General features: G+C 72.2%; 21 protein-coding genes. 7 read left to right on the forward strand and 14 right to left on the reverse strand.

Annotated elements, in window-relative coordinates; translation table 11 throughout:
- The first annotated feature begins 60 nt into the window (after window positions 1–60).
- Window positions 61–1,428, forward strand: a complete 1,368-nt coding sequence (locus NQO67_RS03555; RefSeq protein WP_255946213.1) for a hypothetical protein — start codon at window positions 61–63, stop codon at window positions 1,426–1,428.
- A gap of 138 nt (window positions 1,429–1,566) precedes the next feature.
- On the forward strand, window positions 1,567–3,882 hold the full coding sequence (locus NQO67_RS03560) for a tetratricopeptide repeat protein (protein WP_255946214.1): 2,316 nt from the start codon (window positions 1,567–1,569) through the stop codon (window positions 3,880–3,882).
- Here NQO67_RS03560 and NQO67_RS03565 read toward each other — a convergent pair.
- The 3 genes from NQO67_RS03565 to NQO67_RS03575 form a co-directional block, all read right to left on the reverse strand.
- Complete coding sequence (locus NQO67_RS03565) at window positions 3,866–5,647, reverse strand: hypothetical protein (RefSeq protein ID WP_255946215.1); 1,782 nt, start codon at window positions 5,645–5,647, stop codon at window positions 3,866–3,868. The two genes, NQO67_RS03560 and NQO67_RS03565, sit on opposite strands and share 17 nt — an antisense overlap.
- Before the next feature lie 73 nt (window positions 5,648–5,720).
- Complete coding sequence (locus tag NQO67_RS03570) at window positions 5,721–5,876, reverse strand: hypothetical protein (RefSeq protein WP_255946216.1); 156 nt, start codon at window positions 5,874–5,876, stop codon at window positions 5,721–5,723.
- Between the two features lie 324 nt (window positions 5,877–6,200).
- Window positions 6,201–7,394, reverse strand: a complete 1,194-nt coding sequence (locus tag NQO67_RS03575; RefSeq protein ID WP_255946217.1) for an MFS transporter — start codon at window positions 7,392–7,394, stop codon at window positions 6,201–6,203.
- A 206-nt stretch (window positions 7,395–7,600) separates the two neighbouring features.
- Between NQO67_RS03575 and NQO67_RS03580 the strand changes: the two genes are divergently transcribed.
- Window positions 7,601–7,945, forward strand: a complete 345-nt coding sequence (locus tag NQO67_RS03580; protein ID WP_255946218.1) for an ArsR/SmtB family transcription factor — start codon at window positions 7,601–7,603, stop codon at window positions 7,943–7,945.
- A gap of 8 nt (window positions 7,946–7,953) precedes the next feature.
- Here the strand turns inward: NQO67_RS03580 and NQO67_RS03585 are convergent, their stop codons facing one another.
- From NQO67_RS03585 to NQO67_RS03600, 4 genes are all read right to left on the reverse strand, one after another.
- Complete coding sequence (locus NQO67_RS03585) at window positions 7,954–8,904, reverse strand: cytochrome c oxidase assembly protein (protein ID WP_255946219.1); 951 nt, start codon at window positions 8,902–8,904, stop codon at window positions 7,954–7,956.
- Window positions 8,905–9,075: 171 nt separating this feature from the next.
- Window positions 9,076–10,101: a 6-phosphofructokinase gene (locus tag NQO67_RS03590; RefSeq protein WP_255946220.1), complete on the reverse strand. Its 1,026-nt coding sequence runs from the start codon at window positions 10,099–10,101 to the stop codon at window positions 9,076–9,078.
- Window positions 10,102–10,300: 199 nt separating this feature from the next.
- Window positions 10,301–11,032, reverse strand: a complete 732-nt coding sequence (locus NQO67_RS03595; RefSeq protein WP_255946221.1) for a type 1 glutamine amidotransferase — start codon at window positions 11,030–11,032, stop codon at window positions 10,301–10,303.
- Window positions 11,033–11,085: 53 nt separating this feature from the next.
- Window positions 11,086–12,324 (reverse strand): MurT ligase domain-containing protein, encoded by a 1,239-nt coding sequence (locus tag NQO67_RS03600; RefSeq protein WP_255946222.1) that lies wholly within the window; start codon window positions 12,322–12,324, stop codon window positions 11,086–11,088.
- Window positions 12,325–12,573: 249 nt separating this feature from the next.
- On the opposite strand from NQO67_RS03600, the gene def reads away from it, so the two are divergent.
- Window positions 12,574–13,113, forward strand: coding sequence for a peptide deformylase (gene def, locus NQO67_RS03605; protein WP_255946223.1), 540 nt, complete (start codon window positions 12,574–12,576; stop codon window positions 13,111–13,113).
- Window positions 13,114–13,215: 102 nt separating this feature from the next.
- Here the strand turns inward: def and NQO67_RS03610 are convergent, their stop codons facing one another.
- Entirely contained in the window at window positions 13,216–13,866 is a 651-nt protein-coding gene (locus NQO67_RS03610) for a TetR/AcrR family transcriptional regulator (protein ID WP_255946224.1), read from the reverse strand.
- Window positions 13,867–14,040: 174 nt separating this feature from the next.
- On the opposite strand from NQO67_RS03610, the gene NQO67_RS03615 reads away from it, so the two are divergent.
- The 3 genes from NQO67_RS03615 (at window position 14,041) to NQO67_RS03625 (ending at window position 16,654) form a co-directional block, all read left to right on the forward strand.
- Window positions 14,041–15,264, forward strand: a complete 1,224-nt coding sequence (locus tag NQO67_RS03615) for an acyl-CoA dehydrogenase family protein (RefSeq protein ID WP_255946225.1) — start codon at window positions 14,041–14,043, stop codon at window positions 15,262–15,264.
- A 152-nt stretch (window positions 15,265–15,416) separates the two neighbouring features.
- Window positions 15,417–15,932, forward strand: a complete 516-nt coding sequence (locus tag NQO67_RS03620; RefSeq protein ID WP_255946226.1) for an HD domain-containing protein — start codon at window positions 15,417–15,419, stop codon at window positions 15,930–15,932.
- Between the two features lie 71 nt (window positions 15,933–16,003).
- Complete coding sequence (locus NQO67_RS03625; RefSeq protein ID WP_255946227.1) at window positions 16,004–16,654, forward strand: hypothetical protein; 651 nt, start codon at window positions 16,004–16,006, stop codon at window positions 16,652–16,654.
- 216 nt (window positions 16,655–16,870) lie between these two features.
- Here the strand turns inward: NQO67_RS03625 and NQO67_RS03630 are convergent, their stop codons facing one another.
- The 6 genes from NQO67_RS03630 to NQO67_RS03655 form a co-directional block, all read right to left on the reverse strand.
- Complete coding sequence (locus tag NQO67_RS03630; RefSeq protein ID WP_255946229.1) at window positions 16,871–16,996, reverse strand: hypothetical protein; 126 nt, start codon at window positions 16,994–16,996, stop codon at window positions 16,871–16,873.
- A 139-nt stretch (window positions 16,997–17,135) separates the two neighbouring features.
- On the reverse strand, window positions 17,136–17,708 hold the full coding sequence (locus NQO67_RS03635) for a cupin domain-containing protein (RefSeq protein ID WP_255946231.1): 573 nt from the start codon (window positions 17,706–17,708) through the stop codon (window positions 17,136–17,138).
- An 85-nt stretch (window positions 17,709–17,793) separates the two neighbouring features.
- The gene (locus NQO67_RS03640) at window positions 17,794–19,155 is read right to left on the reverse strand and encodes a cytochrome P450 (protein ID WP_255946236.1); all 1,362 of its coding nucleotides are present in this window, start codon (window positions 19,153–19,155) and stop codon (window positions 17,794–17,796) included.
- Window positions 19,152–20,240: a type III polyketide synthase gene (locus NQO67_RS03645; protein WP_255946238.1), complete on the reverse strand. Its 1,089-nt coding sequence runs from the start codon at window positions 20,238–20,240 to the stop codon at window positions 19,152–19,154. The genes NQO67_RS03640 and NQO67_RS03645 overlap by 4 nt, the downstream gene beginning before the upstream one ends.
- Before the next feature lie 229 nt (window positions 20,241–20,469).
- Complete coding sequence (locus tag NQO67_RS03650) at window positions 20,470–20,706, reverse strand: DUF6213 family protein (RefSeq protein WP_255946240.1); 237 nt, start codon at window positions 20,704–20,706, stop codon at window positions 20,470–20,472.
- Window positions 20,707–20,882: 176 nt separating this feature from the next.
- Complete coding sequence (locus tag NQO67_RS03655) at window positions 20,883–22,277, reverse strand: NADP-dependent succinic semialdehyde dehydrogenase (protein ID WP_255946241.1); 1,395 nt, start codon at window positions 22,275–22,277, stop codon at window positions 20,883–20,885.
- Between the last annotated feature and the right edge of the window lie 74 nt (window positions 22,278–22,351).

The raw sequence follows: 22,351 nt of genomic DNA on the forward strand, positions 1-22,351 counted from the left end.
ACGACTGGGGGACGGCAAGTGCGTGTGACGTGGTACGGGCGCTGGCGCAGTGGTGCGGCAATGGGGTGGCGGCGGCAGCAGATGGTCCGCTCCGCCCTCGTCGGTGGCACGCTGCTGCTGGTCCTGATCGTGATGCTGTCCATGTGCGGAACGACCCCGTCCGACAGCACCGGGGCGGACGACCACGGCTCCGGGCCGCGGCCCCGCTTCGCGGTGCCGGCCGGCTACGACACCGCGCACGGCTGGGACGCCCACCAGGTGTCGGACGCGTTCGCGGTGGCGCCCACCACCGGCAGCATCGCCGCTCTCGAAGGCGCCGGCCGGGACCGCATCAGGCTGCGCGCACTCGACGTGACGACCGGCCGGACCCGCTGGACCGGCGAAGCCCGAAAGGCCCCGTCCGACTCCTGGACGCACCCCCGGCTGCTGGAGGTGGCCAAGGGCGGCCGTGAGTTCTTCGTCGTCTGGAGTTACGGGGACGTCAGCACGTCGGTGCTGGGCGGCGCCGAGAAGGTGGTCGCCCTCGACGTGTACGACGCCGCCTACGGCACCCGGCGCCACGTCGAGGTGCCCTGGAACGAGCCGCCCGACGTGGCCGGCGGCGGCCCCGGCATCCTCATCGGGCGGGGCGGTGACCACGCCGCCGTGGTGGACCCGACCGACGGAGCCGCGACGAAGATCGCGGCGAAGGACCTGAAGTATCCGAAGGGCTGCACCGACTGCCGTCGGAACACCGAGATCCGCGGCCTCACCACGCACGGTCTGGTGGTGCGCGGCGCACGGCAGTTCTGGGTGCGCGGCGGCTTCTACGGGCGCCGGGTGGCCCCCAAGGGCACCGATCCCGCCTCCGGCGTGCCCACCTCCGTGGCCGCCGACCGGGTACTGGTCAAGTGGCGCAAGAAGCACGGCAGCAAGGGCGCCGACGACCTGGAGACCTGGGCCGTGCACGATGCGGCCACCGGGAAGGTGCTGGCGTCCGCCGACTGCCACCGGCCGGCGATCGAGCCCGGCAGGCACCCGGAGATGACCTCCTCCTTCTCCGGCCGCTACCTGGTGGCCGGCTCGCTCGCCTTCGACCTGAAGGAGCACAAGGGGCACTGCTACGACGAGTCGGACCAGCCCGGTCCCGGCGCCCCCGGTGACGCCGCCGCGGCAGATCCGGACGATCCCGCCGCCGACCACGGCCCCCGGCCGCTGACCCTGACCACCGTCACCGACGACGGCATCGCCTACGGCACCACGGCGGCCCACAGCGCGGGCGGCGGCAGACCGCAGGAGGTCACCCTCGCCACGGCCACCGCCGAGGCGCTCACCCCCACCGCCCATCTGCCCGCGGTCGACGTCGGCGGCTACGGCATCTTCCCGTACACCGACAGCGCGGACGTCGACCACCTCGTCGGCCACCCGCGGCACAGCCCGGCGGGATGAGCCGCGCCCGTCGAACCGGCCTGATCGGACGGGGTGTTCACCGGCACGCACGGCGACGTGTTCGCTACGGTTGATCACGTGCGGAACGGCGCGACGGTGCCGGGTCGCGCCGGATGTGCGGACAGGGGGAGTTGCGGGATGGTCGAACCGATAGCGATGGCGGCGCTCACCTGGATGCTCAACTCGGTGGGCCAGGGCATGGCGGGCGAGGTGGGCCGGCGCGGCGCGGAACAACTGGGCGCCGTGGTCGCCCGGATCACCGGACGCCACGTGCCCGCACCGACCACGAACGCGGAGCGGGACGCCCTGGCGCGGGTCCTGCACGAGGCCGCCCGACGCGACCCGGCCCACGCCCGTAGCCTGGCGGCCGTTCTCGACCTGCTCGGCACCGCCCTGCCCGGACCGCGAACCGGGCACCACCCGCCCCCGCTGCCGCCGGGCGTACGGTCCTTCACCGACCGCAAGGAAGCGCTGCGTCTGCTGACCCGCGAGGCGACCCGGGCCGCCCACGGCCGGCCCCGCCAGGTGCTGGTGTACGGCCCGGAGGGCATCGGCACCAGCGCGTTGGCCGTGCAGTGGGCACGGGAGCACAAAGCGGACTTCCCCGACGGCGCCCTCCTCGCCGATCTGCGGGGCGAGGCGCCGGGCCACGGCTGCGACCCGCGCGTGGCCCTGCGTATCCTGCTGTGCCGCCTGGGCCTGACCGAGGAGGAACTGCCGGGGTCCACCGAGGCACGGTCGGAGACCTACCGGCGGCTGACCGAGGACCTCCGCATGGTCGTGATCCTGGACCACGCCCAAGGGCACGCCCAGGTACGACCGTTGCTCACCGGCGCGCCCGGCGTCTTCACCATCATCTGTGCGCGCCATCCACTGCCGGGCCTCGACGCCGTCCCGGTACCGGTGGGACCGCTGCCCGACCGGGACGCGATGCGGCTGCTCAAGGCGCTGGCCGGCAAGGCGGCGGTGGCCGGCGCGCGGGAGAGGCTGCCCGCCCTGCTCAGCCGCTGCGCGGGTTCTCCCTACGCCCTCCAGGCCGCCGCCCACGACCTGTGCGCCCGCGCCCACGCCTCGCTCACCGGCTGGGAGACGGCCGGCCCCGCACCGGACCCCCAGGGCCCCGCACGCACCGTCGAGGACCCCGCACCTGCCGTCGAGCACCGCCCCGTCGGGCTACGCCCCGATGCCGCGACCGGCGTGCCGCAACCGCCTGACGGTCCGTCCGCACACGGTTCGGGGCCGGCTTCCCAGGGAGAGACCATGCCGCAGGACCCGGTACACGGCCTCGCCGAGGACGCCTACGCCCGGCTCCCGGAGGACGCGGCCCGCTGCTACCGGCTGTGGGCGCTGCGCCCTTGGGACCCGCTGCTGCCGCCGGCCGCCGCGGTCATCGCCGGCATCCCCGAGGAGCAGGCCGCCACGCTGCTCGCCGACCTGGCGCAGCGTTCGCTGCTGGAGCCCGTGGCGGGCGGCGGACACCGCTACCGGGAGGGCGTGCGCCGGCACGCCGAGGCGGCGGCCGTTCGTGAGGACGGCCTGGCCGCCTGCGCCCGCGCCGTCCAGCGCGGCGTGGCGCACCACGTCGACGTCGCCGTGCACGCGGCACGTGCCGCGTTGCCCAAGCGCTGGCCGCTCGGCGCGCGGTACGCCGCGGCAGATCCCGACCGCCACCCGAGCACCGCGGCGGCCCTCACCGTGCTCGTCGCCGCGCTCGGCAACCTGACCGAGGCGGCCCGCGCCGCCGAGGAGTTCGAGGACTGGGACACGGTGTTGGAGCTCGCCGAGGCGTCCTGGCCGGCGCAGTTGAAGGCGGGCCGCGAGGACCAGGTGCTGCCCCTGCTGCGCATCGCGGCACGGGTCGCCGGCGTGCACCGGCCGGAGACCCGGATGGCCGGACGCATCCACGCACAACTCGGCCTCGCCCTGCTGGAGCTGAGCGAGCACGCCGCGGCCGAGGACGCCCTGCGCGCCGCTGCCGAGGCCGACCGGGACGCGGACCACCTGCGCGGGCAGGCCACCGCAGTCGAGTCGTTGGGACTGCTGAGGCTGCGGCAGTGGCGCTGGCAGGAGGCGTACGACTGCTTCGCCGAGGCGGGCGCCCTGTGGGACCGGGTGGGGCCGGGGGACGAGGGCTTCGACGATCTGACCCGCGCGCGTGCACTGCTGCACCGGCACAGCGGTCGGGCCCTACGCGGCCTGGGCGACCTCACCGCGGCACTCGCCCAGTCCCATACGGCGCTGGCCACCTTCCGCGCCATCGACGACGTGTACAACGCGGCGCGTACCCTGACGGACATCGCCGAGACCCAGCTGAAGGCCGGCGCGCCCGAGGCGGCGTTGCCGCTCATCGACGAGGCGTTGCCGCTGCTGGCGGCGGAGGGTGCCGTCCCGCACGTCCGCTATCTGCGGACGCTGCGTGACCAGTGCACCGGCGACCTCACTCCGGAGGACTGACCGTCACCCGGTGCGCGACCTGTCCGGTGCGCACCGTGAGACCGCTCGCACACAGCTCGTCCAGCGACTTCCCGCCCGCGAGCCAGGCGTGCAGCGCGGCGGCGTACGCGGCCGGATCGGCGCCCCGTGCGCTGCCGGTGAGGCGAACCGTCCGGCCGTCGCGCAGGGCGGCCGTGCAGGTGGCGGGGGAGGTGACGTATGCGGCGAGGGCGCAGTGGGGCCAGCGCTGGAGCGTCCGGGCGGCCCACTCCTCGGGCGGGCCGAGCCTGGGGTCGTCGGCGGCCGCGTACTGGAGGATCACATCGGCCTGCGCGAGCCTGCCGGGATCGAGGGTGTCCTCGTGTACGGCGGTGTGCACGGCGCCCTCGCCGGGCGGCTCGTAGCGGGGGTCGGCGTGGCGGGTCACGGCGATGTCGCCGGCAGCCAGCAGCCGGGTGAGGACCCGCAGCGGGGCGGTGCGCCGAGGGGGCCGGTACGGCGGCAGCGGCAGCGGGTCGAGCAGGGCCGGCTCGTCCGGCTCGGCGATCCCGACGAGCCGGTAGCAGGCGCGCCGCAGCAGGGCGGCGGATCTGCCGGGGACGGAGCTGGTCAACCGCGCGGGTCCGGGCAGCGGCCGGTGCTGCTCGACCAGCGCGTCGAGCTGCGGCGGCAGCGGTGCACACGGGTCCAGGCGGGGTGCCTGGCGTATGAAGTCGGCCACCGGGGAGTCGGTGCCCAGGACCGTGAGGGGCGCGGCGCCGAGCAGGACGGGGGTGCCGAGGGCGGCGGCGTAGTAGCTGACCGAACCGAAGTCGCCGATGACGGCGTCGGCGGCGATCAGCGCCTGGCACCACTCGGTGAGCGGGTCGACCAGGGTGAGCCCGGCACGCCGGGACCGATCGAGCCAGGTGCGGACCTGACCGGGGCCGTGGCCGTGCCAGATGTTGGGGTGGAGCACCGCGGCGAGGCGGTGGGTGTCGACGGGGAGTTCCGCGGTCAGCCGCGGCAGCAGGTGGGGGAGTACGTCGTCGGGCGCGTCGGTGCCCTCGGGGGTGTTGTCGCGGCCGCCGTCGCCGAAGAGGGATTCCGGGTTCCAGGTGGAGTTGAGCAGTACCAGCCGCTGCCCTTCGGTGACGCCGAGGGCGCGGCGGAACCGCTCACGGTGCGGCAGGGCGGCCAGGATCCGGTCGTAGCAGGGGTCTCCGGCGAGGACGGCGGTGTGTGCCGCTTCCGGGCAGGCGGCACGGAGCCGGTCGAGCTGCTCGTCGTGCGACAGCACCATCGCGTCGGCGATGGGCGCTCCGTCGGCCAGCAACCACTCGCGCGACAGCCCGAACACCGGCGCCGGTACAGCCGTGTCCCCCTGTGTCCCCCTGTGTCCCCCTGTGTCCCCCTGTGTCCCCCTGTGGCTGAGTCTTTTATTGTAGCCCGCGCCATGCGAGAGGACGATCAATTTGCCTGGTAGTGCGTTGAGTTGGCCGCCGAAGCTCGCGGAGATCGCCAGGTTCACGGGTGTGCGAAGGGCCTGCTCCCAGGGGAGTACGGGTACGCCCACCCGGGTCAGCAGTTCCGGTACGCCGTGCTGGAACGGGGAGGAGCCCGTGCTGGTGGCCAGCAACTGAACCCGCAGGTCGTCGCGGAACAGCGGCAGCACGTCGAGGAGCCTGGTCGCCGAGGTGACGTTGTGCACGACGAGCAGGACCGTACGGCAGCGGCTTCGAGTGGACCATCGGGCCGCATCCGCGCCCACCGGCACCCGTATCCACTCGGCTTCCGTATCGGTCACCGCCGTGTCCCCCTGGTCGCTCGCCCGACTTGCGCGGATCAGGCAACGATAACCAAGGACGGCGGACGGTGGATCAGGCGCGGGAGGCCACCATGGCCAGCGTGATCAGGCCGAGTACGACCCAGCCGAACCAGAGCCATCCGTTGCTTCCCATGGCCGCGGTGTAGGCGGTCACCAGGACCAGACCTGCGACCGTGACGACCCCCATCGTCTTCGTGGAACCGGGCATCGCGAACCTCCTCCTGCGGCCGGGCGCAGCGCGGTCCGGACCGCGGTCCCATGTGTGCGACCTCATCCATCATCCCTCGCGCGGCACTCCGACGACCAGGGCATTGCCGGCCAGGGGCGCTCCGGGGTCTGGAGCGCCCTGCGGGTGTGGTGTCGGTGCGACCGACTACGGCGCCGTCTGGTCGTCGCCGACCAGGAGGGGGTGTTTCGGTCGTGTCCGGATCGTCGGTGGGTGGTGGGTTGCTCGCGCAGTTCCCCGCGCCCCTTCAGGGGCGCCGTGGTCGCCCTGCGACGCCACCAGAGCAGGGGTGACGGTGGCCTGATGTCAGTCGGTGGAGGTGTCGCCGGAAGGGGTCGGCGTGGTGGCCGGTGTGCTGCGGTGCCGTCGGACGAGGACGGACAGCACTGCCAGGCACAGTACGGCGACGGCGTAGGCGAAGTACTGCACGGCGGCGGCGAGCCCTGCTGCGGTGGCGAGGAAGCCGACGCCGATGACGGGCAGGCCGACGCCGACGTAGATGATCACGTAGAAGCTGGAGATCACGTCGGCCCGGCGTTCGGCGGGGGCTGCCTGGTTGACCGCGGTGAGGCCGCCGAGGAACGCCAGGCCCTGCCCGATGCCCGCGATCACGGTTGCGGCGAGCAGCAGGGTCGGCGACGACAGCCCGCCGGCGAGCGCGAGCAACGCCAGTCCGGCGGCCAGCAGCGGGAGGCCGACGAGCTCCAGGGTCCGGGCCGACCTGCCGTAACCGGTGAGTTGGGCGAGTGCGGAGCAGAGCAGCATCAGTGCCACGGCCGCACCACCCAGAAGCAGGTTCGTGCTGCCCGACAGCGTGGTGACGTAGGTGGGGATGAGGGTGAGGAACAGTCCGGTCACGGCGAACGCGAGGAGGCTGGCCGTCCCGCTGGTGGCGAAGACCGTCCGCATGCCGCGGGGGATCTCGGGGCGGCGGGGGTGCCACCGGGCCGTCGGGCGCGTCCTGGCCGGCAGCGCCATGATGGCTGCCGCCGCGGGGAGCAACAACGCGATCTCGATCGCGAAGGGCAGGACGTGCGGTGCAGGGGCGTACTGCGCGAGCAGGCCGGCCAGTACGGGTCCGAGTCCCAGGCCGCCGACGGAGGCCACCGTGGACACCAGCGCCGCCTTGCCGCGGTTGCCGGACGGTTCGAGCTCCGTCAGCGCGGCGGTGAGCGGACCGGAGGCCGCCCCGAGTGCGAGCCCTTGCAGGATGCGCGCGGCGAACAGCCAGCCCGTGCTGTCGGCGAGGGCGAAGACCAGCGATCCCAGGGCGGCCACGGTCAGCGCCGGCAGCAGCACCCTGCGGTGGCCGACGGCGTCCGAGAGCGGGCCGGCCAGCAGCAGGGAGGGGATCAGCACGGCCACGTATGCGGCGAAGATCAGCGTGACGACCAGGGGCGAGAACCCGAAGCGGGCCGCATAGCCCCGGTAGAGCGGTGTCGGCAGATTCGTGCCGGTCAGCAGGATCAGCAGCGCGTAGGCCGTGCCCCAGAACCGCAAACGCGCTGCTCGCGCGGGCCGTCTCCCCGGGTTCGCCTTGGGTGGGCGGTGGCGTTGGGGCGGGTGCGTGCGGTGGGGTGGCTGGCTGCTGGGTGCGGTGATGGGGCGGTCGAGCGACATGCGTTCCCTCCCAGAGCATCATGTTCGGATTCGTCGAACATAGCAGATGTTCGGGATTGCCGAACATGTTTGGGTATGCTGGGGGCATGGCCAGCCGCACCGCGACCGAACTCGTCCACCCCGACCGCGACCACCTGCGGTTCACCACCGTGCTGGCCGCCCTCAGCGACCCGGTCCGGCTGGCCATCGTCGCCCGCCTCGCCGACGTCGAACCGGATGGCGAGCTGGCGTGCGCGACGTTCGCGCTGCCGGTCAGCAAGTCCACGCAGAGCGGCCACTTCAAGGTCCTGCGGGAAGCCGGCGTGATCCGCCAACGCGACGAGGGGACCCGCCGGTTGAACCGACTACGCAGGGACGACCTCGACGCCCTGTTTCCTGGTCTGCTCGATCTCGCCATCCCGCAGGGGCGTGAGGCGATCGCCGGCTGGTGACGGAAGGGTCACCGGTCTCGGGCGCTGAGGGAGGCGAGATAGGCGTTGTAGGCCTCGAGTTCCTTGTCGCCGTCCCGATCCGCGGCGCGATCCTTGCGCCGTGCCTGGCGTTGTTCCGAGCGGTACCACTGGAAGAGCAGTGCCAGCAGCACCAGGACCGACGGCACCTCGCTGAACGCCCAGGCGATGCCGCCCGCAGCGGTCTGGTCCGCCAGCGCGTCGATGCCGAGGGAGGCCGGCGGGTGCTGGTAGGTGCCGATCATCGCGGTGGAGGCCATCATCAGGGCGATCCCGAAGAAGGCGTGGAACGGCATCCCGGCGAACAGCTCCAGCATGCGCAGCACGTAGCCGGGGCGATGCGGGCCCGGGTCCACGCCCATGATCGGCCAGAAGAAGACGAGGCCGACGGCGAGGAAGTGCACCATCATCACCAGGTGCCCGGTCCTGGACTCCATCAGGAAGTCGAACAGCGGCGTGAAGTACAGCCCGTACAGGCTCGCGATGAACAGCGGAATGGTGAAGGCGGGATGGGTGACGACCTTCATGAACCGGCTGTGCAGCAGCTTCAGCAGCATCTCGCGCGGGCCGGTGCGGCCCCGGCCGGCGACCGGCAGGGCCCTCAGCAGGAGCGTGATCGGTGCGCCGAGCAGCAGCAGGATCGGCGACAGCATGCTGATGATCATGTGCTGCACCATGTGCACGCTGAACATGACCATGCCGTAGTCGTTGAGTCCGGTGCACATCACGAGGAGCACCGTCAGCACACCGACGGCGAACGCGGCGCTGCGGCCCACCGGCCATCGATCACCGCGCCGCACCAGCCGCAGGACGCCCCACCCGTACAGGGCGAGCGCCAGCACGCCGACGACGAGGAAGAAGGGGTCGGGGGACCAGGCGAGTCCACGGCCGAACGTGAAGGGCGGCAGATCCATCGTCATGCCGTGCCCGCCGTGATCCATCCGCCGGCTCCAGTTTCGTGCTGATTGCGTGCTGTCCGTCCGCACCAGAGTAGAACCGTCGCCGGGGGCGGCGATCGCCGGGGCGGCTCCTGGCGCGCGCGACACGGCCGGATCACGGTGCGGGCGCGGCGTGCCGGGCAGGCCGGCCCCGCGCCGCGCCGGACTACGCGCTCACAGCACGCACTCGGCCTCCGCGTACCGCTCGTCGGGCACGGTCTTCAGCGTCTCGACCGCCTCGGCGAGCGGCACCATCTCGATGTCGGTGCCGTGCAGTGCGGTCATGTGCCCGAACTCACCACGGTGCACGGCCTCCACGGCGTGCCAGCCGAAGCGGGTGGCGAGCACCCGGTCGTACGCGGTGGGGGTGCCGCCGCGCTGCACATGCCCGAGGATCACCGGGCGGGCCTCCTTGCCGAGGCGTTCCTCCAGCTCCACGGACAGCTGCCGGGCCACGCCGGCGAAGCGCTCGTGGCCGTACATGTCCTTGCCGCCCTCGTCGAACTCCATGGAGCCCGGACGCGGCTTGGCGCCCTCGGCGGCCACCACGATCGCGAACTTCTTGCCCGCCGAGAAACGGGCCCTGACCCGCTCGGTCAGCTCGTCGATGTCGAAGGGCCGTTCGGGCACCACGATGGCGTGCGCACCCGCCGCCATGCCGGAGTGCAGGGCGATCCAACCGGTGTGGCGGCCCATGACCTCCACGATCAGCACACGCTGGTGGGACTCGGCGGTGGTCTTCAGCCGGTCGAGGGCCTCCGTGGCGACGCCGACGGCGGTGTCGAAGCCGAAGGTGACGTCGGTCACGGCGATGTCGTTGTCAATGGTCTTGGGGACGCCGACGATGGGCAGGCCGGCGTCGGACAGCAGGCGGGCCGCCTTCAGGGTGCCCTCGCCGCCGATCGGGATGACCGCGTCCAGACCGAGATCGGCCACGTGTCCCTTGGCGCGTTCCACCCCGTCCCGCAGATGGGCGGGCTGGACGCGGGAGGAGCCGAGGATGGTGCCGCCGCGCGCCAGGATGCCGCCGACCGCGTCCAGGTCGAGCTTGCGCCAATCGCATTCGAGCAGGCCCTTCCAGCCGTCCTGGAAGCCGATGACCTCGTCACTGTGGTCGACGACGGCGCGGTGCACGACCGAACGGATGACTGCGTTCAGGCCGGGGCAGTCGCCGCCGGAGGTGAGGACACCAATACGCATGTGCGCGGGAAACCTTTGCAACGTGGGCCGATGGCCGGACCACGCCGTCCGGCTGGATCACGCCCAGCCTACCGGCGCCGTGGCGTGTTCCCAGGTGCCGTCCGCCTGCTGGACGCGGTCGCTCAGATGTACACCTCCGGCTCCGGTGGTGCGCCCGGAGCGATCACTCAAGGCGGGACGGCCCGATCCCCGGGCGGCCTCAGGCAGGCTGCTGCTGGGCGGCGGAGATGCGTTCGGCGCGCAGCGCCTCGTACCAGCGGTCGTCGACCGGCGGCAGCGCGTTGACGTCGAGCGCCAGCTTCAGCAGCAGGTCCGCGATCTGCGGGTTGCGGGCCAGCACGGGGCCGTGCATGTAGGTGCCGAAGACGGTGTCGTTGAACGCGCCCTCGGTGCCGTCGCCGGTGCCGTTGCCGCGTCCGAGCTGTACCCGGGCGAACGCCTTCGCCCGGGGGCCCAGGTGGGTGATGCCCTGGTGGTTCTCGAACCCGGTGAGCTGCGGCAGGCGCAGCTGCGGGTCGATGTCGGCCAGCACGTCGCCGACGCAGCGCTGGCCCTCGCCGCGGGTGGAGATCACGTCGAGCAGGCCGAGGCCGGGCTCCCGCTCGCCGAGGTCGTTGATGAACTCGTGGCCGAGGATCTGGTAGCCGGCGCAGACCGAGAAGACGATGGCGCCGTTGTCGACCGCCCGGGGCAGCCCGCCGTCGCGGCGCAGCCGCTCGGCGGCGAGCCGCTGCGGGCGGTCCTCGCCGCCGCCGATCAGGTAGATGTCGCCCGAGGTCGGGATCTGCTGGTCACTGCGCACGTCGATCCGGGTCACGGCGAGCCGGCGCTGCCTGGCCCGGCGCTCCACGACGAGCGCGTTGCCCTGGTCGCCGTAGGTGCTCAGCAGGTCCGGGTAGACCCACACCACACGCAGGCTGCTCTCACTCATGCTCGAAGTCGTCCTTACTCGTCCTTCTCGGCGGATCGGCGGCGGGCGGCGAATCAGTTGCCGACGCGGCGGCGTAGGTCCTGGAACGCGGTGTAGTTCGCGATGGTCTCGATGCGGCCCGGTGGGGCGGCACGCACCGCCTCGTCGAGGGTGTCGAAGACCTGGAACGTCTGGTCGGCGACCTCCAGGCGCACCGCGAGGTCGAGCCGGCGGTCGCCGACCACGGCGATCGGGTGACCGGTGAGCCGGGTGTAGTCGACGTCCCACAGCCAGGAGGTGTCGGTGCCGTCGGCGCCCCGGGCGTTCACGGAAAGGATCACTGGGGCCGGCGGGCGGTCGATCAGCGAGAAGGTCTCCAGCCAGCCCGCCGGGTTCTTCGCCAGCAGCAGCCGCAGGTCACGGCCCATGAACTGGACGATGTCGTAGCGTCCGGCGACGGCCTGCACCTGGTACATCCGCTCCAGGGCGACCTGCGGCGGCACCCCGAAGGCGGCGGCGACGGCGGCCGAGGTGGCGGCGTTCGCCTTGTTGGCGCGGCCCGGCAGCTGGAGGTGGATCGGCCAGGCGGAGCCGTTCGGGTCGAGGACGTGGTCGCCGGCGAGCACCCAGGTGGGCACCGGCCGGCGGAAGCCGCACTCGGCGCAGAACCAGTCGTCGCCCGGCCGCTGCATCACGCCACCGCAGGACGGGCAGGACCAGGCGTCGTCCTTCCACATCTGGCCGGCGGCCACCCACACCACGTTGGGCGACGAGGAGGCGGCCCACACCACGAGCGGGTCGTCGGCGTTGGCGATGATGACGGCCTTCGAACCGGCCAGGCCCTCGCGCCAGTGCTCGGCGAGCATCCGGGTCTCCGCGGCGCGGTCCAGCTGGTCGCGCGAGAGGTTCAGCAGCGCGATGGCCTTGGGCTCCACCTCACGGGCGACCCCGGCCAGGTACTTCTCGTCGACCTCGATCACGCCGAACCGGGCGTCCGAGCCGCCGGCCAGGGCGGAGGTGATGCCGGCCGGCATGTTCGCGCCGAGCGCATTCGACACGACGGGGCCGGCGGCCCGTAGCGCCTCGGCGATCAGCCGGGTGGTGGTCGTCTTGCCGTTGGTGGCGGAGACCAGGATCACGTCCAGATGCTGGGCGAGACGGCCGAGCAGCTCGGGGTCGAGCTTGAGCGCCACCCGGCCACCGATCACCGAACCGCTGCCGCGCCCCGCGGCACGGGAGACCGCCGCAGCGGCCCTGCCCGCCGTCACGGCCAGCTTGGCCCGCGGCGACAGCGGGTCCGAGTTGCCTGCCATCGTTGAGGATCCTCCTTGGATACGGCGCGCGCGTGCCCCGGGCACCTGGGTTGAGGGCGCCGCGCAGCCCTCAGCCTATCGAGATCCGCTCAGCTGCCTGAACATCGACGATGTTACGGATCGGGGTGTGCCCGCTGCCGAGGGTGTTCCGTCCAACGCCGAGCGTGTCTTTTCGGATCGAAGGGCGGGGGCGTCCCGGCGGAACCATCCCGTCCGAACCACCCCGGTCCGACCCTTACGCTTGGCGCCGTGCGACGCCGTTCGATACCAGGCGCCCAGGGGCGCGTACGACCCATGAGACTGCTCGGCGACCCCGTGCTGCACGCGCCGTGTGCCGAGGTCACCGAGTTCGGCCCGGACCTCGCCCGGCTGGTCGAGGACATGTACGCGACCATGTACGCCGCTCGGGGGGTGGGTCTCGCCGCCAACCAGATCGGTCACGACCTGCGGGTCTTCGTCTACGACTGCCCGGACGACGAGGAGCGGCGGCACCTGGGACATGTGGTGAACCCCCGGCTGGTCGACGCGGACGGCGAGGTGCTGCACGGTCCCGAGGGCTGCCTGTCGCTGCCCGGCCTCGAGGCCCGCACGCCGCGCTTCGACCGTGCCGTGGTGGCGGGCGTCACCGTCCGGGGCGAGCCGGTACGGGTGTGCGGCACGGGCTTCTTCGCGCGCTGCCTGCAACACGAGTGCGACCACCTGGGCGGCGGCCTCTACCCGGACCGCATCACCGGCTGGCGGCGCCGCCGGGTGCTGCGCGCGGCGGCCAAGGCGCCCTGGAGCACGTGAGGCGCGCCGCACCGGGGCCGGATCCGGCGCGGTGGCGCGCCACGGGCCGTACAGGGTGATCCGATCCGCCCGGCAGCGCGGCCGGACGTGCTGCGGGGACGGTCAGAAGCGCGGCCCGTCCGCCGCGTCCGACGCCTCGGACAGCCGCCCCCACAGCAGATCGGCCAGGCTGCGCACCAGGTCGGCGCGGGAGCACGGCCGCTCGCCGAGCCACCAGTCGCCCGCGGCGTGCATCATGCCGACGATGCCGTGCCCCCAGACGCGGGCCAGCCGCTGTCCGTCCGGACCCAGGTCGAGGCGGGCCTCGATGACCTTCGCCATCTCCTCGCCGAGCCGGCGCAGCAGGGGAGCGGAGTGCCGACCGACGTCGAACCCGCCCTCGGCCTGCGGGCCGGGCTCCGCCGGATGCATCAGGAACCGGTACACCTGCGGGCGTGCTTCGATCGCCGCGAGATAGGTGTCGAGCGTCGCCTCGACCCGCTCGCGGCGCGCGGCGGGGGCGTCCAGGGCGGCGCGCAGCGAATCCAGCAGGGCGTCGGTGTGCCGCTGGGCGAGCGCCGCGTAGAGTCCGCCCTTGTCGCCGAAGTGCCGGTACAGGATGGGTTTGGTGATGCCCGCCTCGGCGGCGATGGCGTTCATGGAGGCGCCGGGACCGTCGCGGAGCACCACACGGTCGGCGGCCTCCAGCAGTTCACGCCGCCGCTGCTCCGGGGACCGCTGTTGCTCGGTCCGCTGTGTGGTGTCGGTGTCCATGGCTCTCCCCACCCGTGCTGATTCGGTGCCGCCTGCGCAAACTAACACTTGTCATGGTGCGGGCCTCGAACGCGCTGCCGGAGCGGGCCGACGACAGAGTTGACATCGGCTACCGGCCAGTAACAGACTCTGTTACCGCAAGTAATGCATGGGGAAGACGTCCCTGGAGGGGTCATGGCGGAGTTCACGATGGAACTCAACGACGAGCAGAAGGAAGTTCAGGAGTGGCTGCACGGCTTCGCCGCCCAGGTCATCCGCCCCGCAGCCGCCGAGTGGGATGAGCGCGAGGAGACGCCGTGGCCGGTGATCCAGGAGGCCGCCAAGGTCGGCATCTACTCCCTCGACTTCTACGCCCAGCAGTACTTCGACCCCAGTGGCATCGGCCTTCCCATGGCCATCGAGGAACTCTTCTGGGGTGACGCCGGCATCGGCCTGTCCATCGTGGGCACCGGCCTGGCGGCCGTCGGCGTCCTCGCCAACGGCACCGAGGAGCAGATCGGTACCTGGATCCCGCAGATGTACGGCGACGTGAACGACGTCAAGGTCGCCGCCTTCTGCTCCTCCGAACCGGACGCCGGCAGCGACGTGGCCTCCATGCGCACCCGTGCCGTCTACGACGAGGCCAAGGACGAATGGGTGCTGAACGGCACCAAGACCTGGGCCACCAACGGCGGTATAGCCAACGTCCACGTCGTGGTCGCCGTCGTCGACTCCGAGCTCGGCTCCAAGGGCCACGCCTCGTTCGTCATCCCGCCGGGCACCCCCGGCCTGTCCCAGGGCCAGAAGTTCAAGAAGCACGGCATACGCGCCTCGCACACCGCCGAGGTCGTGCTGGAGGACGTCCGGGTGCCCGGCGACTGCCTGCTCGGCGGCAAGGAGAAGCTGGACGAGCGGCTGGCACGCGCCCGTGAGCGGGCCAAGGGCGGCGAGCGCCTGAAGAACGCCGCGATGGCCACGTTCGAGGCGTCCCGCCCCGCGGTCGGCGCCATGGCGGTCGGAACCGCACGCGCCGCCTACGAGGTGGCCCTCGACTACGCCAAGACCCGTGAGCAGTTCGGCCGCCCGATCATCGACAACCAGGGCATCGCCTTCCAACTCGCCGACATGCGCACCCGCGTCGACGCGGCCCGGCTGCTGGTGTGGCGGGCCTCCTGGATGGCGGCGAACCGCAAGCAGTTCACGTCCGCCGAGGGGTCCATGTCGAAGCTGTTCGCCAGCGAGACCGCCAAGGAGGTCACCGCCCAGGCGATCCAGATCCTCGGCGGCAACGGCTTCACCCGCGAGTACCCGGTCGAGCGGATGCACCGCGACAGCGCGATCTACACGATCTTCGAGGGCACCAGCGAGATCCAGCGCCTGGTGATCGCCCGCACCCTGTCGGGCGTCCCGATCCGCTGACGCCCCGGGCCCGGAGAACGCGTAGCGGGCACCACCACGAGAGAGCGCCCTCCCGAACGGTCGAGGGCGCTCTCTCTTCGCGCTTTCGACGCCCTGCGAACCAATAACCTGATGGTTGGCAACGATGGACATCCCCTACAGGGCAGAGCGTCATGGAGACAGTGGAAGAAGTCGACGCGTTCGCGTTCGACGCCCACGCGGGACAGGTCGACAAGATCGGCGTGCCGTACATCGAGCACGTCCGCGCGGTCGCCGCCGGACTCATGCCGTTCGGCGAGGAGTTGGTGATGGCCGGGCTGCTGCACGACGTCATCGAGGACACCCGCTGGACCGGCGCTGAGCTGCGGGCGGCGGGCGTCCCGGAGCGCGTGGTCGGCATCGTCGAGCACGTGACGAACCAGCCCGGCGTGCCGTACGAGGAGAAGATCAGGCGGATCACGAGCAGCCGGGACGCCACCCTCGTCAAGATCGCCGACAACGCGCACAACAGCCACCCCGACCGGGTGGCCCAGCTGCCCGAGGAGGAGCGGGCACGGCTGGCCGCCAAGTACCGGACGGCGCGAGATGCGCTGTGGGGCGCAGCAACCTCCGAGGACGTCGCGCGGATCGTCTCCCTCGTCAACCCGTCGCTCCTGGCGGAGCTCCAAGAGCGCACAAGAACGGCGTGACCGCCGCCCGACGCGACCCGGGCGCAGGCTTTCGCTCCGGGCGGGAGCTTCTCCACCTACGCTGTGCACGCATGGGGATCTTTCACCGGCCGGGGCTGCCCGAGGACCTGCCCGAGCCGCGCGTGCTCTGGGCGCGCTGGGGGCTTGTCGCCGTGCTGACGGCGACCACCGAGGACGAGGGGCAGGGGATCCACCGCACGGGTTTCTGGGCGGGGGAGCAGGAGCTGCGGCGGGACGACTGCGGCTGCACGTGGTGGACGCTGGCCCACCAGGGCGACGGGAGGTTCGTGCTCTACGGCGAGGACGAGTCGAGTGACGTCAAATGGCACAAGCCGCCCATCGACATGCTGTCCGGAGTCCCCGACTGGCTCCCCTTCGAGACGCTGCGTGATCTGCTCGACGGGTATGAGCTGGGGTGCGTCTACTGGTGGGAGAAGGGCGCTTGGGCGCGTGCGTCGTACCCGACCGGCCTCGGGGACGACGGCCTCGACTGCGGCATGTCCCTCTTCGCCGACTGGAACGGAGCCAGGAACGAGCTGGCGGGTTTCGACCGTGCCGTCACCGACGAACTCCTGGCGGCCGCCGAAGCGTACCGGCTGACCCCACGAGCGCTGGAGGGCCTGGTGGACGAAACCGGCGCGGAGCACTGGGACCTGCCCGCCATGCTGAGGTCCCTGCGGCAGAGCGGTCTCGGGGCCGGGACGGTGGAGCACGCATCGTGAGACGGCCGGCAGGATCGGACGGTCGGGCGCTCCGATCCGCCGACGTTGCGTGCCCGTGAGAACGCGCGGGGCACGCCATCACGAGAGAGCGCCCTCGACCCTTTCCAAGGGCGCTCTCTCGTGGGCTCCCACGACGTCGGACGGCGTCAGACGAGGGTGAGGCCCGCCTCACGCGAATCGGCCGTCGCGGGTGTTGCGGCCGCACGGTTCTCGCGGCTACTTCTGCGCGACGCAGCACCCGTAACACGGGCCGCAGTTGATCGCGCCGGCCGTACCGGCCACTCCGACCACGCTGACGCCGGCGAGCAGGGCGACGGCAATGAGACGGCTTACCTTGCGCATGAGCGGCCTCCGCTTCGATCACTGGGATATGTCGTAGGCAGAGTCGACGGAGCCGGCACGCGCGTCAAGACCTGTCACCACGGGCCGGTACGCCCACTCGACGGCCGCAACGAGCCACCGGAAGACGGCTGGACGCCGATCACCCGGCGAGTTCCTCGGCCGGCGGGACCGTCGGCGCGGCCGGCCCGTGCCGTAGCGGTGTCAGTTGCTCGATGTCGTAGCGGCGCCGCAGTTCCGCGATGGCCGCGTGGTCGGGTGGGCCTGCCGTGGCGAGGATGTCCAGCAGCTCGTCGAAGTACCGCTCGTGGTCGGGCGGCGGCGAGGCCTGGAAGAACATCTTCGCCGGGGTGTCGGTCGGATTGGCGAACGCGTGCGGGCAGCCGGGCGGCACCACGATGACGGTGCCCGGTGTGGCCCGTACGACACGGTTGCCGGACGACGACTGCCAGTGCCGCCAGCCTTCGGGGGTGCGCACCCGGGGCTCGAAGGCGAGCACGTCCAGCTCGCCGTCGAGCACGTAGAACAATTCCTCGCTACGGGTGTGCACATGGGCGCCCACGTCGAAGCCGGGCGGCACCACCACCTCGAAGCTCGACGCGCTGCGCGAGTGGGCGCCGGTCACTTTGAACGTCACCTGCTGGGCGGCCGTGCGGACGGTGCGGCCCTGCCCCGGTGGCACCAGCAGGCCTTCGGACGGGGTGAGCGTGGTCATGGAACTCCCTGGAGAACGGTCGCGTGGATGGTCACGGGGCGTGCGGCGGGTGCGGGTGCGGGCGTCGTGCCGGCCGGTGCGCCGGTCACCAGGCGACCGGTAGTGCCTCGGGGCCACGGATGAGGGCCCCGCGACGCCAGGGGACCTCGTCGCCGGGCACCGCGAGTCGCAGTCCGGGCAGCCGGTCGAGCAGGGTGTCGACCAGCAACTCGGTCTCCAGACGGGCGAGGATGCCGCCGGGGCAGTAGTGCGGGCCGTGTCCGAACGCCACGTGCGGATTGGGGCTGCGCTCGAAGTCGATCCGGTCCGGGTCGGGAAAGACGTCCGGATCGCGGTTCGCGGCCAGGTACGAGACGTAGACCGGCTCGCCGGCCCGGATGCGCACCCCTTTGATCACCATGTCCTCGAGCGCGATCCGGGACAGGCCGACGGCGGAGCGGTGCGGGATCCAGCGCAGCAGCTCGTCGACGGCCGACGGGCGCAGCTCGGGCTCGGCGCGCAGCCGGGCCAGCAACTCCGCGCGGGTCAGCAGCAGGTAGAACATCTGGCCGCTGTTGTTGGTGACCGCCTCGCCGCCGATCTGGATCAGCACGGCGAGCCCGACCGCCTCCTCCTCGGTCAACTCGCCCCGGCCGACCGCCGCGCCCAGGAGCGAGGCGATGTCCTGCCCGGTGCTGCCGTGCCGCTCGTGCACCAGCCGCGCGAAGTACCCGGCCATGTCGTCCTTGGCCTGCTCGCTGGCCTGCACGCCGTGCGACGACGACAGGATCAGCTGCGTCCAGGTGTGCATCTGCCGTCGGTCCTGTGCCGGCACCCCCATCAGCTCGCAGACCACGGCGATGGGGAAGGGTCCGAGGACCCGTTCGGTGAGGTCGGCGGGCGCACCGTCGGCCAGCATGCCGTCGACCAACTCGTCCAACATGCCCTGCGCACGCCGGCGCAGGGCCGCCACACCACGCGCCGAGAACGCGGGGGTCACCGTGCGCCGCAGGCGGGTGTGGTCCGGCGGATCGGCGAAGCCGACGGCGCCCGGCACCGGGATGAAGTGCGGCGCGAGACGGGTGACTTGCCGCCCGACGACGGCCGCACGGCTGAACCGCGCGTCGTTCGTCACCATCCGGACGTCGTCGTGGCGCGTCACGAGCCAGGCCCAGCCTTCGCCGTTGGGCAGCCGGATCCGGGTCACGGGGCCCTCACGCATCAGCTCGCTGAGCACCGGGTCGAAATCGGCGGACGTGAGATCGAGGGCCGGCCAGAACCGCACGGGTGGCTGGGCGTCCGGCTCGGAAGCCGGGGCGGTCCCGGGCGCCCCTGGGGCCTGGACTGCTGCCCCGGACGCCCCGGACACACCGGACGCCCCGGGCGGCGTGGACGGCCGCCTGGGTGCATCGGTCACGGACGGCTGCGCGCCCACGGCGGTGCCGCCCCTCGTGGTGTCATCGGTCATACGGCGGCCTCCACCGCGATCGGTACCCGGTCCTCGCCCTCGCAGGTCCAGCATCCGAGCGCCATCTCGGCCGTGATGCCGGGGCCGAACCCGGCAAGCAGCCCCTTGGCCTGGTGCTCGGCGCCGCCCTCCTCGAAGAGCCGACGCAGTGCGTCCAGCACGACGGCGCTGGCGATGTTCCCGTACTCGGTCAGCGTCGCCCGACTGAACCGGAACGCCTCCGGCGGCACCCGGAGGAACTTGCTGAGGTCGTCGAGGATCCGTGGGCCACCCGCATGCACGATGTAGAAGTCCAGGTCGCAGGCGTCCCAGCCGTGGTCCCCCGCGAGCTGTTTGAGCGCCGGAGCGAGCGGCTCCATGGTGGCGGGCACCCGCTTGTCCAGCAGGAAGTGGAATCCGGTGGCCCGGACGTCGTAGGCGATCCAGTCCTCCGTCTTCGGGATCAGGTACGAGCCGTTGCGCTGGAGCTCGACCCCCTCACCGCCCCGTCCGCGCACCACGGCCGCAGCGACGCCGTCCCCGAACAGGCCGTTGGACAGCAGCGAGCCGATCCCGAGGTCCATCGGCTGGTAGCACAGCGAGCAGAACTCGCAGGCCACGATGAGCGCGTTCGACTCCGGGTAGGCGGTGCAGAAGTCGTGCGCGCGGTTGATGGCCGCGCCGCCGGCAGCGCAGCCCAGCTGGGCGATCGGTATCTGCCGGGTGTCGCTGGGGAAGCCCATGTTGTTGATCAGCCATGCGGTCAGCGACGGCATCATGAAGCCGGTGCACGACACGTAGATGATCACGTCGACTTCGGCGGGCGTCAGTTGGGCGTTCTCCAGTGCGTCGCGCACCACCGCGGGGACCCGCGCCTTGGCCTCCGCCACGTAGAGTTTGTTCCGCTGCTCGAAACCGGGGTGCTCCAGCGTCTCCCCGATGGGCTGGACGATGTGCCGGGTGAGCACCCCGGTGTTTCCGATCAGCCGTAGCGCGAGCGGTAGTTGAGGGTGGTCGGCGTGCAGGGTGCGCGCCAGGTCGAGCGTCTCCTCCATGGTGATGATGTGTTCCGGTACGGAGACGGTGGGCTTGCACAGAGTCGCCATAAGCCTTGAGCCCTCTCTCGCCCCCCGGGGTGGGTGACCTCCCCACGATCTCCCGTACCGGCGGGGATATCGCGCCGGACTACTCCACACCGGGAACCGGGAGACCGGAAAACGCCCGATGGCACGAGGGCGGCGCCCGCGGACCGGGGCGCCCGGCGGGCCGGCGCCGTACGGGTGAGGTGCAGCGGGCGGGCGGGATGCGCAGTGGCCCGCGGGCCGGCCCGCGGACTCAGCCGCGGGTGGTACTGCTGTGCGCGATGCAGGCGACGTCGATGCGGTCGGCCAGCTTGGCCAGCTCGATGGCCAGCGCCGCCACCGTGTCCTCGTCGAGGTCGTCCCGGCCGGAGTGCACCAGGTGCAGCCAGTGCCCGCCGATCGCGCGGAGCAGCTTGCTGACGTCGGCTGCGGCGACGTGCAGCTGACCGTGGTGGTCGATGATCAGGGGCGGTGTCACTTCACGACCCACTGGACCCTCCCGGAGGACGACGACCCTGTGGATCGTAACCGCTGCCGACGCTCAGGCCGCGCAGCAGCGCGCGCGGCGCCCGGCGCGCCGGGCGGACGGGTCACGCGGCGCGCCGGGCGTGGCGGCGGGCGTGGCCGACGGTCGCGCGCGGCAGAGCTCAGGCGGCCCCGCCGACCTCAGGCCGCCTGCCAGACCGTGGTGGCGTTGCAGAACTCGCGGATGCCGTGACCCGACAGCTCCCGGCCGTACCCCGAGCGCTTCACTCCGCCGAACGGGAAAGCGGGGTGGGATGCCGTCATGCCGTTCACGTAGACCCCGCCCGCCTGGAGATCGCGGACGAAGCGGGCCACGTCGGTCTCGTCGCGGGTCCACACGTTCGAGCTGAGCCCGAACCGGGAGTCGTTGGCGATGCGCACCGCCTCGTCCAGGTCCGGCGCCCGGTACAGCGCGGCGACCGGGCCGAACGCCTCCTCGCGGTGGATGCGCATGTCGGGCGTGACGTCCGCGAGCACGGTCGGGGCGTAGTACCAGCCGTGCTCCGCGCGCCCCTCGGGCCGCCGGGCACCGCACAGCACGGTCGCACCCTGCTGCCGGGCGTCGTCGACGAGCGCTTCCAGATCGGCCCGGCCCTGCTCGCTGGAGAGCGGTCCGACCTCGGTGTTCTCGTCCATCGGGTCGCCCACCCGCAGGGCCCGCATGCCGTCGGTGAAGTGCCGGGTGAAGGCGTCGTAGACGTCCTCGTGCACGATGAACCGCTTCGCTGCGATGCAGGACTGGCCGTTGTTCTGCACCCGGGCCGTCACCGCGACCTGCGCGGCACGCTCGACGTCGGCGGACGGCATCACGACGAACGGATCGCTGCCGCCCAGCTCCAGCACGGTCTTCTTGATCTCGTCGCCCGCGGTCGCCGCCACCGACCGGCCGGCCGGCTCGCTGCCGGTGAGCGTCGCCGCGGCCACCCGGGGGTCGCGCAGCACGCCCTCGACCGCGCCGGAACCGATGAGCAGCGTCTGGAAGCAGCCCTCGGGGAAGCTCGCGCGACGGAAGAGGTCCTCCAGGTACAACGCCGTCTGCGGCACGTTCGACGCATGCTTGAGCAGTCCTACGTTGCCCGCCATCAGCGCGGGCGCGGCGAACCGCACCACCTGCCAGAGCGGGAAGTTCCACGGCATCACGGCCAGGACCACGCCGAGCGGCCGGTAGACGACCCGGACCTCGCGTGCCCCGGAGTCCTCGACGTCCGTGCTCGCCGGGTGCTCGTCGGCGAGCAGGGACTCGGCGCGCCCCGCGTACCACCGCATGGCCTTCACGCACTTGGCGACCTCGGCGCGTGCCTGGGTGATCGGTTTGCCCATCTCGGTGGTCATGGTGCGTGCGACGTCCTGCGCGTCCTCCTCCAGCAGCTCGGCGGCGCGGCCGAGCAGGATGGCCCGGTCGCCGAAGGTGGTGTTGCGGTACGCGGCGAAGGCGGTGTCGGCGGACGCGAGCCGCTGCTCGATCTCCTCGGGGCCCAGGGCCTCGTACGTCTTCAACGTCTCGCCGGTGGCCGGGTTCACCGTCGCGATGGGCATGGGGACGACCTCCTGCGGGATTCTTCGGCCTGCGGTAAGGCCGGTCGGGTACCCCTCGCACCCTCGGCCATGCG

This window comes from Streptomyces odontomachi, from assembly GCF_024435355.1.
GTDB lineage: Bacteria > Actinomycetota > Actinomycetes > Streptomycetales > Streptomycetaceae > Streptomyces > Streptomyces odontomachi.

Excerpts from the sequence above, each read along its gene's own strand:
- NQO67_RS03555 (WP_255946213.1), top strand. The coding sequence starts at position 61 with ATGGGGTGGCGGCGGCAGCAGATGGTCCGCTCCGCCCTCGTCGGTGGC.
- NQO67_RS03560 (WP_255946214.1), top strand. The coding sequence starts at position 1,567 with ATGGTCGAACCGATAGCGATGGCGGCGCTCACCTGGATGCTCAACTCG.
- NQO67_RS03570 (WP_255946216.1), bottom strand. The coding sequence starts at position 5,876 with ATGCCCGGTTCCACGAAGACGATGGGGGTCGTCACGGTCGCAGGTCTG.
- NQO67_RS03580 (WP_255946218.1), top strand. The coding sequence starts at position 7,601 with ATGGCCAGCCGCACCGCGACCGAACTCGTCCACCCCGACCGCGACCAC.
- NQO67_RS03585 (WP_255946219.1), bottom strand. The coding sequence starts at position 8,904 with ATGGATCACGGCGGGCACGGCATGACGATGGATCTGCCGCCCTTCACG.
- NQO67_RS03590 (WP_255946220.1), bottom strand. The coding sequence starts at position 10,101 with ATGCGTATTGGTGTCCTCACCTCCGGCGGCGACTGCCCCGGCCTGAAC.
- NQO67_RS03595 (WP_255946221.1), bottom strand. The coding sequence starts at position 11,032 with ATGAGTGAGAGCAGCCTGCGTGTGGTGTGGGTCTACCCGGACCTGCTG.
- NQO67_RS03600 (WP_255946222.1), bottom strand. The coding sequence starts at position 12,324 with ATGGCAGGCAACTCGGACCCGCTGTCGCCGCGGGCCAAGCTGGCCGTG.
- NQO67_RS03610 (WP_255946224.1), bottom strand. The coding sequence starts at position 13,866 with ATGGACACCGACACCACACAGCGGACCGAGCAACAGCGGTCCCCGGAG.
- NQO67_RS03615 (WP_255946225.1), top strand. The coding sequence starts at position 14,041 with ATGGCGGAGTTCACGATGGAACTCAACGACGAGCAGAAGGAAGTTCAG.
- NQO67_RS03620 (WP_255946226.1), top strand. The coding sequence starts at position 15,417 with ATGGAGACAGTGGAAGAAGTCGACGCGTTCGCGTTCGACGCCCACGCG.
- NQO67_RS03625 (WP_255946227.1), top strand. The coding sequence starts at position 16,004 with ATGGGGATCTTTCACCGGCCGGGGCTGCCCGAGGACCTGCCCGAGCCG.
- NQO67_RS03630 (WP_255946229.1), bottom strand. The coding sequence starts at position 16,996 with ATGCGCAAGGTAAGCCGTCTCATTGCCGTCGCCCTGCTCGCCGGCGTC.
- NQO67_RS03635 (WP_255946231.1), bottom strand. The coding sequence starts at position 17,708 with ATGACCACGCTCACCCCGTCCGAAGGCCTGCTGGTGCCACCGGGGCAG.
- NQO67_RS03640 (WP_255946236.1), bottom strand. The coding sequence starts at position 19,155 with ATGACCGATGACACCACGAGGGGCGGCACCGCCGTGGGCGCGCAGCCG.
- NQO67_RS03645 (WP_255946238.1), bottom strand. The coding sequence starts at position 20,240 with ATGGCGACTCTGTGCAAGCCCACCGTCTCCGTACCGGAACACATCATC.
- NQO67_RS03655 (WP_255946241.1), bottom strand. The coding sequence starts at position 22,277 with ATGCCCATCGCGACGGTGAACCCGGCCACCGGCGAGACGTTGAAGACG.